General features: G+C 40.0%; 13 protein-coding genes. 8 read left to right on the forward strand and 5 right to left on the reverse strand.

What is annotated here, in order from left to right; translation table 11 throughout:
• Nucleotides 1-61: 61 nt before the first annotated feature.
• Nucleotides 62-2,110, reverse strand: a complete 2,049-nt coding sequence (locus tag VHE99_12560) for an oligopeptide transporter, OPT family (protein ID HVV69838.1) — start codon at nt 2,108-2,110, stop codon at nt 62-64.
• A 451-nt stretch (nt 2,111-2,561) separates the two neighbouring features.
• Here VHE99_12560 and rpsT point away from each other — a divergent pair, with 451 nt between their 5' ends.
• Entirely contained in the window at nt 2,562-2,834 is a 273-nt protein-coding gene (gene rpsT, locus VHE99_12565; protein HVV69839.1) for a 30S ribosomal protein S20, read from the forward strand.
• A 68-nt stretch (nt 2,835-2,902) separates the two neighbouring features.
• Here the strand turns inward: rpsT and VHE99_12570 are convergent, their stop codons facing one another.
• From VHE99_12570 to rplU, 4 genes are all read right to left on the reverse strand, one after another.
• Nucleotides 2,903-3,709 carry a M15 family metallopeptidase gene (locus VHE99_12570; GenBank protein HVV69840.1) on the reverse strand — a complete coding sequence of 269 codons (807 nt, stop codon included), beginning with the start codon at nt 3,707-3,709 and terminating at the stop codon, nt 2,903-2,905.
• A 74-nt stretch (nt 3,710-3,783) separates the two neighbouring features.
• Nucleotides 3,784-4,797, reverse strand: coding sequence for an Obg family GTPase CgtA (cgtA, locus tag VHE99_12575; GenBank protein HVV69841.1), 1,014 nt, complete (start codon nt 4,795-4,797; stop codon nt 3,784-3,786).
• A gap of 114 nt (nt 4,798-4,911) precedes the next feature.
• Complete coding sequence (gene rpmA, locus VHE99_12580) at nt 4,912-5,196, reverse strand: 50S ribosomal protein L27 (protein HVV69842.1); 285 nt, start codon at nt 5,194-5,196, stop codon at nt 4,912-4,914.
• Nucleotides 5,197-5,232: 36 nt separating this feature from the next.
• Nucleotides 5,233-5,544 (reverse strand): 50S ribosomal protein L21, encoded by a 312-nt coding sequence (gene rplU / locus VHE99_12585; protein ID HVV69843.1) that lies wholly within the window; start codon nt 5,542-5,544, stop codon nt 5,233-5,235.
• A gap of 232 nt (nt 5,545-5,776) precedes the next feature.
• Here rplU and pilM point away from each other — a divergent pair, with 232 nt between their 5' ends.
• The 7 genes from pilM (at nt 5,777) to VHE99_12620 (ending at nt 16,881) form a co-directional block, all read left to right on the forward strand.
• Nucleotides 5,777-6,721, forward strand: a complete 945-nt coding sequence (gene pilM / locus VHE99_12590) for a pilus assembly protein PilM (protein ID HVV69844.1) — start codon at nt 5,777-5,779, stop codon at nt 6,719-6,721.
• Entirely contained in the window at nt 6,718-7,254 is a 537-nt protein-coding gene (locus VHE99_12595; protein ID HVV69845.1) for a PilN domain-containing protein, read from the forward strand. The genes pilM and VHE99_12595 overlap by 4 nt, the downstream gene beginning before the upstream one ends.
• Nucleotides 7,255-7,260: 6 nt before the next feature.
• Entirely contained in the window at nt 7,261-7,854 is a 594-nt protein-coding gene (gene pilO / locus VHE99_12600; GenBank protein HVV69846.1) for a type 4a pilus biogenesis protein PilO, read from the forward strand.
• Nucleotides 7,851-8,249, forward strand: coding sequence for a pilus assembly protein PilP (locus VHE99_12605; protein HVV69847.1), 399 nt, complete (start codon nt 7,851-7,853; stop codon nt 8,247-8,249). Before pilO ends, VHE99_12605 begins: the two co-directional genes overlap by 4 nt.
• A 22-nt stretch (nt 8,250-8,271) precedes the next feature.
• Nucleotides 8,272-9,579 carry a secretin N-terminal domain-containing protein gene (locus VHE99_12610; GenBank protein HVV69848.1) on the forward strand — a complete coding sequence of 436 codons (1,308 nt, stop codon included), beginning with the start codon at nt 8,272-8,274 and terminating at the stop codon, nt 9,577-9,579.
• Between the two features lie 163 nt (nt 9,580-9,742).
• Nucleotides 9,743-15,940 (forward strand): tetratricopeptide repeat protein, encoded by a 6,198-nt coding sequence (locus VHE99_12615; GenBank protein HVV69849.1) that lies wholly within the window; start codon nt 9,743-9,745, stop codon nt 15,938-15,940.
• A 233-nt stretch (nt 15,941-16,173) separates the two neighbouring features.
• Nucleotides 16,174-16,881 (forward strand): dienelactone hydrolase family protein, encoded by a 708-nt coding sequence (locus VHE99_12620; GenBank protein ID HVV69850.1) that lies wholly within the window; start codon nt 16,174-16,176, stop codon nt 16,879-16,881.
• The last annotated feature ends 50 nt before the right edge of the window (nt 16,882-16,931 follow it).

Here is a 16,931-nt window from a genome sequence, read left to right on the forward strand (position 1 = left end):
AATTGCTTGCCCCTTTGAAAAATGGGGCGAGGCACGCAGGAGAATAAGCATATATTTATCTTTAATTCTCAGATTTACTTCCCACGGTGGTTTTATATAACCAAACACATAGCAATATCAATACTAAAACACTCAATATATCTGCGATCGGGGTAAAACTAGCACCTACTAGCCGTAATGCATCAGAACTGCCTTTTAATACAAATGGTACCGCTAATATAACTCCCATCAGCGCAGCGCCCGCAACCAGACCGCAGGCTAACAAAGTGCCTTGTTCAAAAAATTGTTCCATGGAGGTTTTATCCGCGCTCCCACCTTGGGTTTTATTAAAACGCGCAGTTAAACGCGCCTTGCAGACGTAATTGAGAATACCACCAATAATAACTGCACTGGTAATTTCGGGCGGTAAATAAATACCAATACCAATAGCCAATATCGGCAAGCGTTTGTTGCGCTTTTTCAGCCATTCATCAACCACAATTGCCACTAATGCAATACCAATGCCGACCAAAATATCCGCCCACGGTAACGAATTACCAAATACTCCCTGCGATACCGCAGCGACCAAGCCTGCTTGCGGCGCCGCTAACATCTGCGCCGGATTCATTCCAGGACGTGGGTAAACGCCACCAATGCCATAAGCTTGAAATAACAATTCCAATACCGGACCCACTACCAGCGAAGCAACGATGACACCTATCAGCAACATCACCTGCTGTTTCCAAGGCGTAGCGCCAACCATTTTACCCGCTTTCAAATCCTGCAGATTTTCACCAGAGATCACCACCGCTGTCGCCGTAACTGTAGTAATAATAATCACCGAAGCGATCACTGATTTGGCAGCAGCTGGGTTTGCCTGAATAATATGTCCAAATACCGGCAACATCAGTAATGAGGTAATTAATATAGAACCCAATATTAATCCTGATAAGGGATTATTTGTAACACCCACTAACCCGCATAAATACGCGCTGACGGAAGCCAGTAAAAATCCAACAATCAGTAAATACAACATACCAAAAAAACTCACGCCATAGAGGTATGAATTCGATTGAAAGTTCCCAGCAAATAAATATTGGAAAGTCGCGAAAGCACAAACAGCCAACACAACTGTGCCCAAGCCTACCCAGGTGATAGGTATATCACGTTCCGTGCGAGGGATAACGATACCTGTGAGTTTCCCTCGTCGTGCTTCCTTAAGTGAGCGCACAGAAGCGATTAGACTTAGGAAAATGGGCTTAATCAAGGTTAATAGTGTCCACAAACCACCCAGTAACATGGTACCAACACCGACATAACGAATATGATCGGCGCGCAAACTCATGGCCATATCATAATAACTAGTCGCTTGGGGTAATCCATGAAAATGTGAATACAATGGAATACCAATACCCCAGCACAATACCAAACCCACCAACATCGCCACACAAGCTTGCAGACCGACAATAAAACCGGCAGCTAATAATGCGGGTGAAAAACCTAAGGTAAAACCAAACAAGGTTTTACCACTGACATTCCACAGCGGCAGTATTTCAGATAGCAGCTTAAATCCAGTCTGGAATAAACTAATCAATGCACCTACCAGACCACCTTGCAATAGGTGCTTCATTTTTGCCTTACCGGTGGCGCTGGCTTTGAGCACATTGCCAATCGCCGTACCCTCAGGGAAGCTCAAGGTAGGATAGTTCAACATAATGCGGCGTAATGGAATAGAAAATAACACACCTAACAGGCCGCCGACTAAGGTGATTAGCATGGTTTCCCAATAATGGAAATGATCCCAGTAACCTATCATGAGCAGTGCAGGTAATACAAAAGCTACTGCTGAGGCCACACCTTCACCCGCGGAAGCTGCAGTTTGCACGATATTATTTTCTAAGACATTGTGCTTTCTGAAAAAACGTAACGCGCCCATGGAAATGATAGCGGCAGGAATGGACGCTGAGATGGTTTGACCGAGTTTTAACGCCAAATATGCATTAGCTGCGCCTAAAATTGCCGTGATGATTACAGCTAAAATCACTGCTTTAATCGTGATTTCAGGCAAGGATTGGTCGGCACGGATAAAAGGTATATCAGTAGATGGTGTATTACGCAGAACTTCATTCATAAGCGTACCCCTTTAGAGGAAATTTCATGAGTTGTTATTTTTGAAGCTTTTTTATTTAAATAACGATTTTTTTACTTTGCCTGTTTCATCAAATTCTCCGTTTTAAAAGGGAACGAGTAATTACCAACAAATTATACAAAACAGGTATGTCATGTCAGACTGATAACAAAATGTTTTGTTGTCAGTTTTAGGTGAATAAAGTTGGGCTTATACATATTTCAGGCAAAATAGGGTAGGCACAATTTTGTAGTGTCTTATAGAGTTAGCTAGCCTGTCAAGCAAAAAAATTAATGTAGCGACACTCATCAGGTCATTCCGCAGAGGTCGTAGAGGTCAGGTAGAGGTGACATTACTAAATTGCCGCTACACACCCACAGAGGTCGATTGACAAATGCCGCATAAAGCGGCATATTTACCGACCCAATAATATTCTTGTTTCGGAGTACAAACTGTGGCCAATATTGCATCAGCCAAAAAACGCGCAAAACAAACTATCAAACGTCAAGCCCGCAACACCAATCTGCGTTCCAGAGTGTATACCTATCTCAAAAAAGCCCGCAAAGCGATTGCCTCCGGCGTGAAAAGCGAAGCAGAAACTGCTGTTAAAAGTGCGTTTTCACAAATTGATAAAATGGTGCCTAAAGGTATTTTTCACAAAAATAAAGCCGGGCGATTGAAGAGCCGCTTGAATGCTAGTTTGAAAAAATTGGTGCTTTCCTCATAATACTGATAGTTTTACATTAAGTTCCTCCTTCCTGTTGGAGGGCATTGCCGAATAAATTGAATGTCAATTTATGGCTTAGCGCCATCCGCCTGAACCGGAAAACTAAAATAAGTATCAGGAAATGGCTCATCCTGCAAAGTAAAATGCCACCATTCAATTGCATAAGGGGCAAACCTTTGCTTTTCCATCATAGATTTCAAAAATGATCGATTTTGCGCTGCTTTACCGTGTATGGCTGGATTTGCAAAATGTGCTGTTGGGTCAAGGCAGTCAAAACTTGTGCCCATATCAATACTGCCATCATTAAAACGCTGCGTATATGGCGCAAAACAACTACGCAATTTCTGGCCAGGAAAGTACTGCTCCTGTTTAGCCAAGGGTAATGCAACTAGCGTTAGGTCAACCGTGCTTCCGCGACTGTGCCCTGATTTTGACGCCACATATCCCAGCTTGAAGAAATCCGCCTTATTAACCCGCGGATAAAACTCCGCTTTCATTTGCTGCAAAGCTGGCAGACGGCTCCAGTTGATAAATTCATTGACTGCGAGCTGCGGTCGATAGCAATCATACACTTTTAAAGAAAGTGAATAAGGTCTTAACGATTGCTGCACTCGCGCTAGGGCTGTTGCAGCGGGGCGAGTTAAAATGCACTCTGCTGCCTTATAACCACTGATAGGATGGCCAATAAAGTTGTGATATCCGGCATAGCGTATATCTTGAATAATACTAGGATCAATGTCTTTGAGATATACGAAGCCAGGCGGCAAATTATGGGGGGTGGCTGTTGCAGCCATTATGCAGCTGTAAGTTAACCAGAATAAAATCAAGCGTTTTAAACCGCTGTTTTTTGAGAATTTTTTTCTGATGTTAATCAATGCTTTTTGCTCCTTGCGCTTCGAGATTAGGGGCTAAAATATTCATCTCTCCCACAAGGGGAGAGGTGAATATTTTAAGAGTCTGCGAGAGACAATGCTGACATCAATTGATAACATAATTGCTGCGTGCCCTGTTTTTTCAATGCCGAAATCTTAAACACTGGACCCGACCAGGCTAGTTGTTCAACAATAGATCGGCAGACCTCATCCACCATTTCAGCAGGCAATAAATCAATTTTATTAAAAACCAACCAGCGTTCACGCGTGGCGAGCTCGGGACTGAATTTCTTCAGTTCTTCTAAAATAGACTGAATCGCCGCTACCGGTTCTAAGCCGTCTGCAGCGGTGATATCCACCAAATGCAGCAATATGCGGGTACGCATCAGATGTTTGAGGAATTGCACCCCAAGGCCAACGCCTTCTGCCGCGCCCTCAATTAGGCCGGGTATATCTGCAATGACAAAACTGTGATTGTGATCTATACGCACTACGCCTAAGTGCGGATGCAAAGTCGTAAAGGGGTAGTCTGCCACTTTAGGATGTGCTTGCGATACCGCGCGAATGAAACTGGATTTACCGGCATTAGGACGGCCGAGCAACCCGACATCTGCCAGCAGCTTTAATTCTAGACGCAAATTGCGTTGCTCACCTTCCGTGCCACGGGTCGTTCTTCGAGGTGCACGGTTAACGCTACTTTTAAAATGGATATTACCAAGGCCGTGATGACCACCTTTGGCTACGCAAATAATTTGGCCAGACACGGTTAAATCATTTAACAATTCATCAGTATCTGCATCATAAACCAAAGTACCAACTGGTACTTCAATCACGAGGTCTTCGCCACTTTTGCCAGTGCACTGACTACCCATACCATCCTGGCCACGCTGTGCCCTATGAACACGGCGGTAACGAAATTCGGCCAAAGTATTGATATTTTCGATCGCCCGCAAAAACACACTGCCCCCATCACCACCATCACCACCATCAGGACCACCCCAGGGAATATATTTTTCGCGGCGAAAACTCAGGCAGCCATTACCGCCGTTCCCAGCTTCTACGCGAATAAAGGCTTCATCGACAAATTTCATAAGGAGGATTGGAGTTATGAATTCAGGAATGGCTGTCATCCTGAGGAAAATGAAGGATGACAGCTAAGGGCTTGTCCAACAAGGAAAATGTGGCTATCTAAACAATACTACCTCTTAACCAGCACGACGCTCTTCTTCACCTGCTTCCGGTACAACAGAAACAAAAGTACGATGAAAACGGCCTTTGGTTTCAAATTTGACAAAACCATCCACGGTTGCAAATAAGGTGTGATCTCGACCTAATCCTACGTTGACGCCTGGATGAAAACGCGTACCACGCTGACGGACTAAAATGTTACCGGCAGCCACCCATTCATCACCAAATTTTTTGACTCCCAAGTACTTGGGATTAGAATCACGGCCGTTACGTGTACTACCACCGGCTTTTTTATGTGCCATTTTTAGAACCTCTAATATGCTGTTACTACAGGACTGTTAACCGGTAATTCCGGTAATTTTAACCTCAGTAAAATCCTGTCTGTGCCCTTGACGACGCATATAATGTTTGCGACGACGCATTTTAATAATATTGATTTTTTTGTGCCGACCCTGACTAATCACTTCTGCACTCACTTTTGCTCCTTTAATGTAAGGGGCGCCGAGTGTCACATTTTCTCCGTCGGTAAGAAGAAGCACCTGGTCGAAAGCGATAGAATCGCCTACTTCATTAGGCAGCTTTTCCAGCTTCAAGCGCTGGCCTTCTGCCACTTTATGTTGCTTCCCACCACTTATAATAACCGCATGCATGGGGTAACTCCGTTGATTTTAAGCTAAAGGATTTGCGATTCTAAGGGAAATTTCACGAAGTAGCAACAGCCAAGGTGGCTATGGTCAGGGCCACTTCATCAAAATTGAGTATTTTTAAAGTACTCTGCCACACAACGCTTCAATTTGAGGGAAGGTGAGAAGATTAATTACGGTATTGAACCGTCATTAAATGCATTTAACAATATCATTCCATTTGAATCAGGGTACTTCCATGCTGTTTTTATCCAGACAACCAATGAACCGTGCCTTACTCGGCATAGACATCAACTCCAACGCTATCTGCATAACTGCTCTTACGCGCAATAGACAGGGTTTTTCAATACAAACCTACGCCAGAGCACCATTGCCCATTGACGAACCTAACCCTGAACAAATCATATCTATCCTGCAACAAACCTTGACCAACGCTAATACCCGGATAAAATCTGCAGCGATAGCCATCGATCATTCTGCAGCTCTTTTCAAAGTCATTGAAGTGGATGCCAGCCTCACTGAAGCGGAAATTCTGTCCCACCTAAAAAGCCACATTAGCCAAATTTTTAATCAGTCCGCAGAAGAATTGCTGTTGGACTTTGAAAGGCTTGGTCCCTCTAAAAATGATCCGAACCTGGTGACTATCAGATGGATAGCCGCTAAAAAACAACCTGTTATCAATCATATTGCGAATCTAAAAAAAATTGGCTTGACCACTGTAGCTGTCGACATCAACTCCTATGCGCTACAGCGGGCAGCCTATTATTGCTTGGGTAAATCCACTGTGACTACAGCGGCGACCATCGCCACACTTTATATCAATGGCGAATCAATTTTATTCACAGTTTCAGACCACCAAACACCCATCTATACGCTTACTGAACACAATAAATCTTTAACTCAAAAGGACACAGGTAAAAACTGCATCCTAGCGTTTATAACGCGCGCGCTACAGCTTTACTATCATTCAGAGTCACACAAACCCATTGACCTCTTGGCTCTTTGCGGACATATCCCTGACATCAGTCTAATGGCCGCTATACAACAAGAAACCCATATTCCGAGTAAAGTAGTCGATCCCTTCGAGTATCTGTCATACAAAAGTGCTGAAAAAACGTCATACCCCGCTTGTGAATTTATGTTGAGCATCGGTTTGGCTATGCCTACTGCGCGTTCACTATGACAGTGAATTTATTACCTTGGCGTGAAGCACGCCATAAACAAAAAATTCGCCGACTTTATTGGTTATTTATTTTGGGCTTGATCTTTATCCTCATGGGTTGGTCGGTTTTATCAGCCAAATCATTGATGTTTTTGCTAGAACAAAAGCATGAAATTAGCAAACTGCAACAACACATCCAGCAACTATCCGGCGAATACCAACATTATTTGGTGATTCATAAAAAGTTGCAGCAACAAATGCAGACAACAAACTATATAAAAAATCTATTACAAACCAACCAGACGCTATTGCAACTTTTACATGACATCGGACAAAAAATGCCTCCTAACCTGTATCTAACACAAATTCAAAAAACCCATAAATCTTTGAGCTTTTCAGGAAAATCAGCCTCCCACGCAGAAATCACTTTATTACTCAAAAATCTGGAGACTCAATTTGCAGGGAACCCACAACTCACCGAAACCAAGCATACCGACCCACAAAATCCAGAAATTGATTTTGAATTAATTTATGAAAACTATTCTGCACAATAAAATTCTATGAACTTTAATAAATTGCACTTGAATTTAAATTTCTCACAAATTACATTTTGGTCAAAACCAACGCAATTTTTTTGCTTCACTGCATGTTATCTTACGTTATCTTTGATTTTTTATCTGTTCGTCTACTCGCCTCTGAATACACAGCGACACCACAATGCAATTTTTATTACCCAGCTAACGAAAGAATTCAACGATAAACAACAACTTATTCGTACTGAAAAATCTATCACGCAAAACAAACAAACCAAAGCCGGTCTATTTGAACTTAACAAATTACAATCACAACGTTTGTCGCATTTATTAACTCAACTAGTAGCCTTGGCAAATGAAAATCGCCTAGAGTTTGACACGATAAAACCCTTACCGTTGGAATCTGCAAATAATCTACAGATCCAACCCATACAAGTCTCTACTAGCGGGCATTATCAACAACTACAAGATTTTTTTTCACAACTGCCGCACTTAGATTCGATAAATTCCTTAGGAGATTTCAGCATCAAGCCATTACCTTCAACAGGTGATGATGTTGCTCCAAAAACCTTGCAATTAACTTTAATCATCAATTTATATTCTAAAGCCAACCAACCATGAACAGATCAGTAATAAAAAGAACATTGCTAACACTCATTCTTACTCTATCAATTCAGACTTTTTGTTTTGCAGAAAACCATAGCATCGTAACCCCACCTCTTCGCGATCCTTTTGTCAAAACAACCGAAGAGATGAGCGGACATCAAATGCGTGACCTAAGTTTTAGTCAACCTCCTTTAACTGAGCTAAAGTTAACTGGAATTTTACAACTGGGAAATGATTCTCGCGCGATTTTTCTCGATTCAAACGGGCGCTTACATCAATTGAAAATAGGCGAAACACTAGGTGAGAAACAAGCAAAAATCACGGGAATTTTTTCAGATAAAATCGTATTGACTACATATTCTAATCAGCAGGCCATATTGCCTACTATAACTGTTTTAAATTTACCCTAACTCATAATGGAAAAATCATTCCATGTTAACCTTATATAAAAAATTTTTATTCCCTGTCTTTATTTTAACTTTATCAATCACCTGTTTTGGGAATACTGCACTAGCCTCTGGCGTGACACCTACTCCAAATCATAATTTATCCTTAAATTTTCACGACATTCCAGTACGCGATTTATTAGAACTATTAGCCGAATTTAAGGGAGTGAATTTAATTTTAAGCGATAGTGTGGCGGGAAATATCACCTTACGACTGGAAAATGTTTCCTGGGATCAAGCGCTAAAAACCATATTACGCATGCAGGGGTTAAGCAAAGAAGAACAGGATACTATTTTATTTATTGCACCTACGCAAGAAATGACCACTCTCGAACAACAAAACATCGAAACTCAACCACTCCACAACACCTTATTTCGGTTAAGTTATGCTAAAGCCTCCGATCTAACTGTTTTGTTGCAGGATAAAAACAGCCATTTATTATCCGAACAAGGCAGTGTTGTAGCAGATACCCGCACGAATGCTTTATGGATTAGAGACAACATTGCGCATTTACAACAAATCAAACTATTTCTGCATGATATGGATGTTCCTGCGCGACAAATACAAATTGCTGCCCGCATTGTCAATGTCGACGAAGATTCTGTAGAAGAATTAGGGCTGAAATTTGGCACAGTTTCAACCACAACTGCCACTAAACCACCGGGAGAGTTATCTATGGATATGCCTCTTAGCATAGAAGATATAGGACATTTTACCGTAGCCATCGCCAAACTCAGTGAAGGCACGTTACTAGACATGGAATTATCCGCTCTGGAACGCGAAGGCCGAGCACAACTCATTTCCAACCCCGAGTTAATTACTTCAGATCGACAAAGCGCATCTATTGAATCTGGTCAGGAAATTCCTTACCAAGAAAAAACTTCTAGCGGCGCCACGAGCATCTCCTTTAAAAAAGCCGTATTGAGTTTGAAAGTCATTCCCGAGATCTCTCCAGAAAATAAAATTTTGCTCAATCTCACCGTGAATCAAGATAAAATTAGCGCTTTATCCGTCAATGGCGTTCCGGCTATTAGTACGCAACAAGTACAAACACAAATTCTGGTTAATAACGGCGAGACCATTGTGTTAGGTGGAATTTATGAAGAAAGCAACAGCCATATTCACGAGCGTATTCCTTTTTGGGGTTCTATACCGGTACTTGGTGCGTTATTTACCAACAAACAAACTCATGCGGAACGCAAAGAGTTACTTATTTTTGTCACACCAAAAATCATTGAATCCATATCCATTATACATCAAGATGCTAAGTTTAAGCCCCAGCCAATTGGATAGGTTTTTGCAAAAGTGTTAAATATAGCATTCTGAGGTGTAATGGGTACAGAAGTGAACCTCGGTATGCGTTGACTCAAAATCCTGTACTCTAGAGGTGCCCCGTTAATACTGCTTTAATATCACCAAGATATTTTACAATCCTACCCACCTGAAGAGAACAATGATGAGCACTGAAAGCAAAATAATACCTACTAAATCTCTTAGTACCATTACTAAATCACTTGAACCTAAGGCAAAAGACAATAAATTATCACTCTTAGAAAAAGAGGATTCCACCGCACATCCTGAACAACTATTTGGGACTACATCAAACCCTCGCAAACCATCTACCCTAACAACATTCGATAGCAAAGAAAGAAAACATCACCCAGCAACTATATCTCTAACTGATCGGCAGTTACTCAGCTTCATAACCGATAATGATAAGAATTTTCCACTTTATAAAATATGGTTAGAACAATTTCCCTCGCAAAAAATACAAGCATTAGCTGTTACTTTACAGAAAGTTAATCAAGTTCAGCATGATTTCGAAAGCGATGTAATGCACTCTGAAAATTTTACTCTAGCTAAATTACGTCATTTTATTCAACGAGTAGCACAGCAGTTTTTCAATACGAGCCCGAAATCATATTCTACAAATTTAGAAACCACCATTGCCGGCATCTTAAATTTTTTAAAAGAATTAACCACTCTTCTAGGAAACATGAAATCATTCCAGGAGTTTATAGAAGCGACCTCGCATCCCTTGCCAATAGGAAGAATTTTAGTCATTTTGACTCATGATATGGTCATTTATAAATCCAGTAGTCATGAATCTGATGTTGAGCTTGAGTTCCCGCCATTCGGTGTTAATGCATTACTTTATGATTGGTTACTCTGTGACAAAGAAACTATTACCGCTCTGGAATTAAGTAAAGCTTTCGAAGCCCTCGGCTTATTAGCAGAAATAAATGTTTTAAGTCAACAAAAAATAAATATTAAACCATTTCTTTCCCACATGGAATCAGTTTTACGTGGAGAAAAATTAGAGGTAATACAAAAATGGCTACTGGGTTTAGGACGGCTGGCGGAAAATCAACGCCTAACCGCAGCTATACCAGCTGAACATATTAATATAGTGTTAGATATATTTGCTAAAAAAAATTTAAGCGACGGTTATTTGACCAACACAGCTTACTGGGGATTTTTAAAACTATTACTTTCGCGGCAAATTTCATCTTTATCTCTAATAAAAACAAAGCTGATAGATACTATTTTTTCAAATTTTTTCAAGGAGATGGATAGCAGAAGGGCTAAAGATTTATGTTTTATGGTTGATAGATTCGCTGCGACACTGAATTATCTGCCTAGCGTCAATATCTCTTGCGTTACATTGTTTGAGATTTTAATTCAAATCGAAAAAACCACCCAAATCCAAGTCTCAACTATTGAACTTGTTACCGCAAAAGATATCGGATCAGCACTGAAAGCTATCGGAGATATCACAAGGTTCAAATGGTTTTATAGCGATATCAATGTTATGTTACTACATAGAGTTGATAGTTTGTTAGCGCATTTATTAGTATTGGCCAACTTATGCAACTTCAACTTGTCAAAACAAAAAGAGAATATACAAACTTTAAGTGCAATAATCAACGCATTATATGGGTTAGCGCTATTAGGAATGACAAAACCTACTTTCAATAGTTTACAATTAACCAACATAGCTGTTGAGTTCTTGCCAAAATATCGCAAAACCTTGAAAGAATATAACTCACTTTTGACTAAATTATTCCTTTATTTATGCTTAGGAAGAATTAAAAAAATCAAGCAACATGAGCCCATATTAGCCGATCTCGACAAAATCAAACCATCAGATCCAGGCGCTAAAACACTATTAGCACAAATAGGCCGGCTGTTTAGTCGAGTAGGTTTCCACACCATACCAGAAGAAAACGAAGAGTATCATCCGCAGGATCTGTATTGTCAAAAAGGATGGGAAATCGTACTCGAAATGAATGGCGATATGCATGGCGCTAGAAAAAATCCCAAAGCAGTAGCAATGCAGGATTTGTTTAAAGGGTTTGCACTATCACATTTAACTGGCAGACCGGTATTTTATTTCGAATATTCTAAGAAAATACCTGTTCCCAAACTGGTAGTTAGTCAAATATCGCAGACATTTTATAATTATGCATTAACTGATAATGAAGACTTAAAAAAATTGCATGCGCCATCAGATCAGCATTTATTTGAATATATAACAGAACGAACTCGTGGCAGAGAAGTAAAGTGGGAAAAAGGATTAGCCGATAGCAAGGTAGCGATTGGCACAAATCCATTCCGTAAACCCCCTACTTCTTCTAGTGTAGAATCAGAACCTGAAACAACCCATACGCCTTTAGATATAGAAGATAAACATTTGCCACGGCGCAAAGCTATGCCAATAGTAAATAGAAAGCATGCTCCGCCTCTGTTTAATCAATTAATGACTGCGGTTAGCGCTGGCGATCTCAATATTGTACAAACGATTGTTTCTAGTAAGGAAAAACCCCTTAATCCTTTTACCAAGCAAGCTGATCCTTATATCTTTACCGTAGCACTTATGAAGGCCATGGAGGATGAACATAATAGTACAAGCCCACCCCTTAAACGCAATTTCCAAGGCATTATTAAATTCTTAGTTGACAACACCTCTATTTCATCTTTAAACATTGAGCGCTGTCAAATTTCTCCACTCATTTTGGCAAAAAAATGGCAACATACTAGTCCCGAAGTATTTAGAATTATTTCTGACCGCTGGGAAGAGCAAAGGAAAACCAATAGCAAGCAACGCAGAAAACTTAAAAAGAAAAACGAACCTCGAGAGAAAATAGACTGGTCTGAAATACAAGCAAAAGCAGATCAATTAACTTTTATTACTATCGATCACAAAAATTTGCTACGCCCAAATTCAACTGCAGCTTCTTTGAACCAAAACCCAAGCACTTCTGAAATGGCTAAAATACCTATAGACCCACCAAAGCAGTCTTTAGCCTCTAACATTCCAACTCCGATAGAAAAACTGCAAGCTGCCGCTGCAAATGGAAACTCTGCCGCTCAATATCAGCTTGCATTACATTATAAAAAAGACGAAGACCCTAGGCGCCATCTATTTTGGCTGCAAGAATCAGCCAGCAAAGGCTACAAACAATCCCAATATGAATATGCTTTACATTTACTGTCTGGAACTTACGGGGTTAAAAAAGATGAAGCTGAAGCGTACAGATTATTGAATTTAGCTGTAACTGAACCTCATGGCTCGGCGCAAGCACAACTTTTTTTAGGACAAAAGTGCTATGAACACCACGATAAACGATATCATCCACGCGCTTTATCTCTATTCCGATTAGCTGCGGCCAAAGGTTTGCCGGAAGCGCATTTACACATAGGCAACTGTTACTTTTTTGCCAAAGGCGTCGAAAAAAATGAAAAGCAAGGCTTTCATCATTATCAAATAGCCGCTAACCAAGAAGTAGCGGAAGCCCAATCTAGATTAGGAGATTGCTACGAGCGGGGAACTGGTGTACTAAAAAATCTTGATGAATCGGTTAAATTTTATGAATTAGCTTCGAAACAAGGAAATGGATCTGCTTCCTTTATGCTGGGCGTGCACTATGAATACTATGCTTGCCCCAAAGACGTTAAAAAAGCTAATGAATATTACCAATTGTCTGGGCGACAAGGATACAAACTGGCTGAAGTAAAAACATACTCAGTTTATAAACTTCCGCTTGAATTCTCTGATCCTGCTTTAATTCTTAAATGTTTAGAAGATCATTCAGTTTATCTAAACTGGATAAACCGGCAAGCTTCAAAAGACAAAAAAATAGCTATCCAAATGAGTCTGAACGTGATGCTAAAAGAATGGGATGTTTGGACAAAAACTTATTCACCGAAAAAAGTATTACCTATCATCTCCGTAGCAATTAATTCATTAAACTCTGTATTAAAAGAACCTTCATCTAAAAAATTGTCCCTTGATTCTGCTGCCTATTATGTTAGAGAAGTGTTATCAAAACCACAAGCCTTGCTTGATAAAGTGCATGCCTCCAGAGATCAGTCAGAACTACCACCAAGCCCAGAGATTGCTCTCGATGAAATTTTAGCTATTACTTCAAAATTGGCCAAGGAGCAGAAGGAGAAAATATCCAGCAAGGAAGAGAAGGAAAGATGGGATTCCTATGCGAAGTATGGCTATACAATTCAATTCTCATTATTGTTTTATTCATTACAACAATTTTTAAATGCTAACTTATTATCCACTACTACACTTGAAAAATGCATTGCACCTATCAACTTACTCATAGAAACCCCCCTGCTTATATGCAAGGCAGGCACAATTACTACTGAATGGCTGGAAAAACAACTCCCTAAAATAGATTTTTTACCGGAAACGGCTGTGCAATTTTTAAAATTTTTTGGGTTATTATCCGAAAAGCAATATCTAAAATATCCGCTGGCTAATGAGAGCATTCATTTGTTGTTAAATACATTAACAACATCAGAATCCATTGAGCTGCTTTTAGAGAGCCTACATGCATTGAAGTTATTAATAATTAGTTGGACTTTCAATCCTAATTCCGTTGAAACAGACACAATGATAGAAAAAATATTGTGCGCCTTGACAAAACAATTTTATATAGAGAATGATTCTAAAAACAAATCTAAAAAACCTTTTGACAACAAACAATTGTTGCATACGGTGCATTCAATTCGCGCTATTTGTGAATGTATGAACAATAGGTTTGATGCTCCCAAAGCACTTCCCGTTTCGGCCTTGAAAAACATTTTGCAAGCTATTATAAGCAATAAAACTTTACAGCGATCGCAGCTGATAGAAATTTTATTGTCTGTAGGCGAGATGCTGCGAGTCGGTGGCAATCATCAAGATGATATAGATCAATTAAAGCCCATGGTGGCACAATTAATTCGCACATTTGAACTTCAAGCAAAAACAATGAAAATGATGCAGGTCGGCGATACGCTTTATGCATTATCTTTATTCGGTTATCCACAAGATGGGAGCATACCCACAACAAATTTAACCGCGGCTTTTAAGGCTTTTCTTCATCCTATTGCCTATAAAACTTCTATTGCAGAATATCGAAAATGCGCCTATAAAGGCGCGCAATACTGGCAAAATGAACCACTTCCAGATTATATATTACCTTATATTCAAGCTACCAAGCCTAATATGCTTAGCCCACTGCAATTAGAATTAGCTGATGAGCTCGCCAAGCAAGAAGGTCTTGCTGATTATAAATTTGAATCAAATCCACAAATTGACTTGGACTATCCTCATATCTGCCTCACAAATAATGACCGCAGAGAAAAACATGTATTTGAATTGGAAGAAGATATTAAAACACGGGGAAATTCACGCTGGGAAAAAAGATTGCGAGATACTAGGCTGATTCATCGCAAAAATGAAGATGGCCATGTCATCACGACATTAACGCGAATTGTCTCACCATCACTTTTTCCGTTAGACAAGAAAACGGCTGTTGAAAAGATTCAAATGGTTATCAGCAGCGGGCCTCCAAGCCATAGATTAGATGATCCGATCAGACTAGAAAACCAAGGTTTGGCACAAGAACAATTCGAGGAAGGGCAGCGCTACGCCAAGGGCATAAATGGCGTGCCAGATGTTAAAAAGGCTGCGCTATTTTATAAATTAGCTGCGGATAAAAATTTACCAGATGGACAATTTGCAATAGCTAAGTGCTATCGCGATGGTGAAGGGGTGCCTGAAGATATACAAACTGCATTTAAATATTTTAAATTAGCGGCAGATCAAGAGATAGCTGAAGCACAACTTGTTGTAGCTGATAGTTATTTAAATGGTAAAGGGGTTTCGCAAGATAACCACCAAGCTTATCGATATTATTATTCTGCAGCAGATCAAAACTTACCAGAAGCTCAACATAAACTAGGTTACTGCTATCTTCATGGTTTTAATCGGGATGCAGAGATGTTAGAAAAGCATAAAAAATTTCCTGATTTAATTAAGGATAGCGAAAAATATGAGCGAGAAGAAAGTATTATTCATTTTCGTTCAGCTGCTAGTCAAGGATATGTTCCTGCCATAGATGAACTTAAAAAAATGGGGTTATGGTCTGAATCAACAAAAGAGCCTGAAGAAAAAGAAAAAAAACAATTCTCAACTGATTTAAGTGAGGAGAAAGACAGAAAACAAGAGCCAATTGCTATATCTGTTGATCAAATGTTGCAGGTAGTAGTGAAAAACTCTCCTATTCATGCTTCTTCATCTCCACAAATTGACAAAGATTCAACAAAGGATTCAGCTAGGTTAGAAACGAAAAGTAATTCTCCAAAATAATGAAAACGCCACTTGAGCTCTTACCGCGGTATAGCTTAATTCCTTTTAATTTTCTAAAATACCATTATTCTGAGGATAAATTATGGCGCATGTAGTATTTGAAACTTTGACATTGTTGAATGTGTAGCATGCCGGAACAACGAGCTATTGCTTTGTCAGAATTTCAAAATGAATGATAGACTTGAATTTCGCGTCAATGATGAGTTACCACAAAAATTAAAGGGAGAACCGTTATGTCAGATACTACCCTGATTAGCATACCAAATACCCACGGCTGCCTTGCTAACAGCTATTTTGCCCCTACCCAGTCTGTGACTGGCCCCGGCATTGTTTTACTACAAGAAATTTTTGGCGTGAATAATAGCATTCGAACCTGTGCCGATCGTTTTGCTAAAGCCGGTTATAACGTACTTGCACCTGATTTGTTCTGGCGCTTAAAACCTGGCGTACAACTCAGCTATGGAGGAGAGGATCTAGAACAAGCCTTTGATTATTATCATCAATTCGATGTAGAACAGGGACTTCTCGACATTGGCGAAGCTATTGCAGCTTTGCGCAATCGCCCTGCTTGTGAAAATAAAATTATCGTTCTGGGATTTTGTTTAGGTGGACGGTTAGCCTATTTGACCGCAGCAAAATATCCCGTCGATGCTTGCGTTGCGTTTTATGGCGGCCGTATTGCTGATTATTTGCAAGAAGCAAAAAATATTCGTTGTCCGGTGTTAATGCATTTTGGTGAAGAAGATGAAATGATTCCACCCGACCAGATTGACCGCATTAAAGCTGCTTTCAATGGACGCCGCGATGTGCAAATTGAAGTTTATCCACAGGTTGGACATGCTTTTTTTAATCAGGACAGAAGTAGTTTTAATATTGCTGCTGCGGATCTGGCATATCAAAAAACTTTGGACTTTTTACAGCATTATGTTAAGGCATCTTAAATTGTGACTTTTTCCCTCTTACAGCCGTGACGTTTTTCCTTCTCCCCTTG

The sequence above is a fragment of the Gammaproteobacteria bacterium genome (genome assembly GCA_035546635.1).
Classification (GTDB): Bacteria; Pseudomonadota; Gammaproteobacteria; order JAURND01; family JAURND01; genus DASZWJ01.

Excerpts from the sequence above, each read along its gene's own strand:
- VHE99_12560 (HVV69838.1), bottom strand. The coding sequence starts at position 2,110 with ATGAATGAAGTTCTGCGTAATACACCATCTACTGATATACCTTTTATC.
- cgtA (HVV69841.1), bottom strand. The coding sequence starts at position 4,797 with ATGAAATTTGTCGATGAAGCCTTTATTCGCGTAGAAGCTGGGAACGGC.
- rpmA (HVV69842.1), bottom strand. The coding sequence starts at position 5,196 with ATGGCACATAAAAAAGCCGGTGGTAGTACACGTAACGGCCGTGATTCT.
- rplU (HVV69843.1), bottom strand. The coding sequence starts at position 5,544 with ATGCATGCGGTTATTATAAGTGGTGGGAAGCAACATAAAGTGGCAGAA.
- pilM (HVV69844.1), top strand. The coding sequence starts at position 5,777 with ATGCTGTTTTTATCCAGACAACCAATGAACCGTGCCTTACTCGGCATA.
- VHE99_12595 (HVV69845.1), top strand. The coding sequence starts at position 6,718 with ATGACAGTGAATTTATTACCTTGGCGTGAAGCACGCCATAAACAAAAA.
- pilO (HVV69846.1), top strand. The coding sequence starts at position 7,261 with ATGAACTTTAATAAATTGCACTTGAATTTAAATTTCTCACAAATTACA.
- VHE99_12605 (HVV69847.1), top strand. The coding sequence starts at position 7,851 with ATGAACAGATCAGTAATAAAAAGAACATTGCTAACACTCATTCTTACT.
- VHE99_12610 (HVV69848.1), top strand. The coding sequence starts at position 8,272 with ATGTTAACCTTATATAAAAAATTTTTATTCCCTGTCTTTATTTTAACT.
- VHE99_12615 (HVV69849.1), top strand. The coding sequence starts at position 9,743 with ATGAGCACTGAAAGCAAAATAATACCTACTAAATCTCTTAGTACCATT.
- VHE99_12620 (HVV69850.1), top strand. The coding sequence starts at position 16,174 with ATGTCAGATACTACCCTGATTAGCATACCAAATACCCACGGCTGCCTT.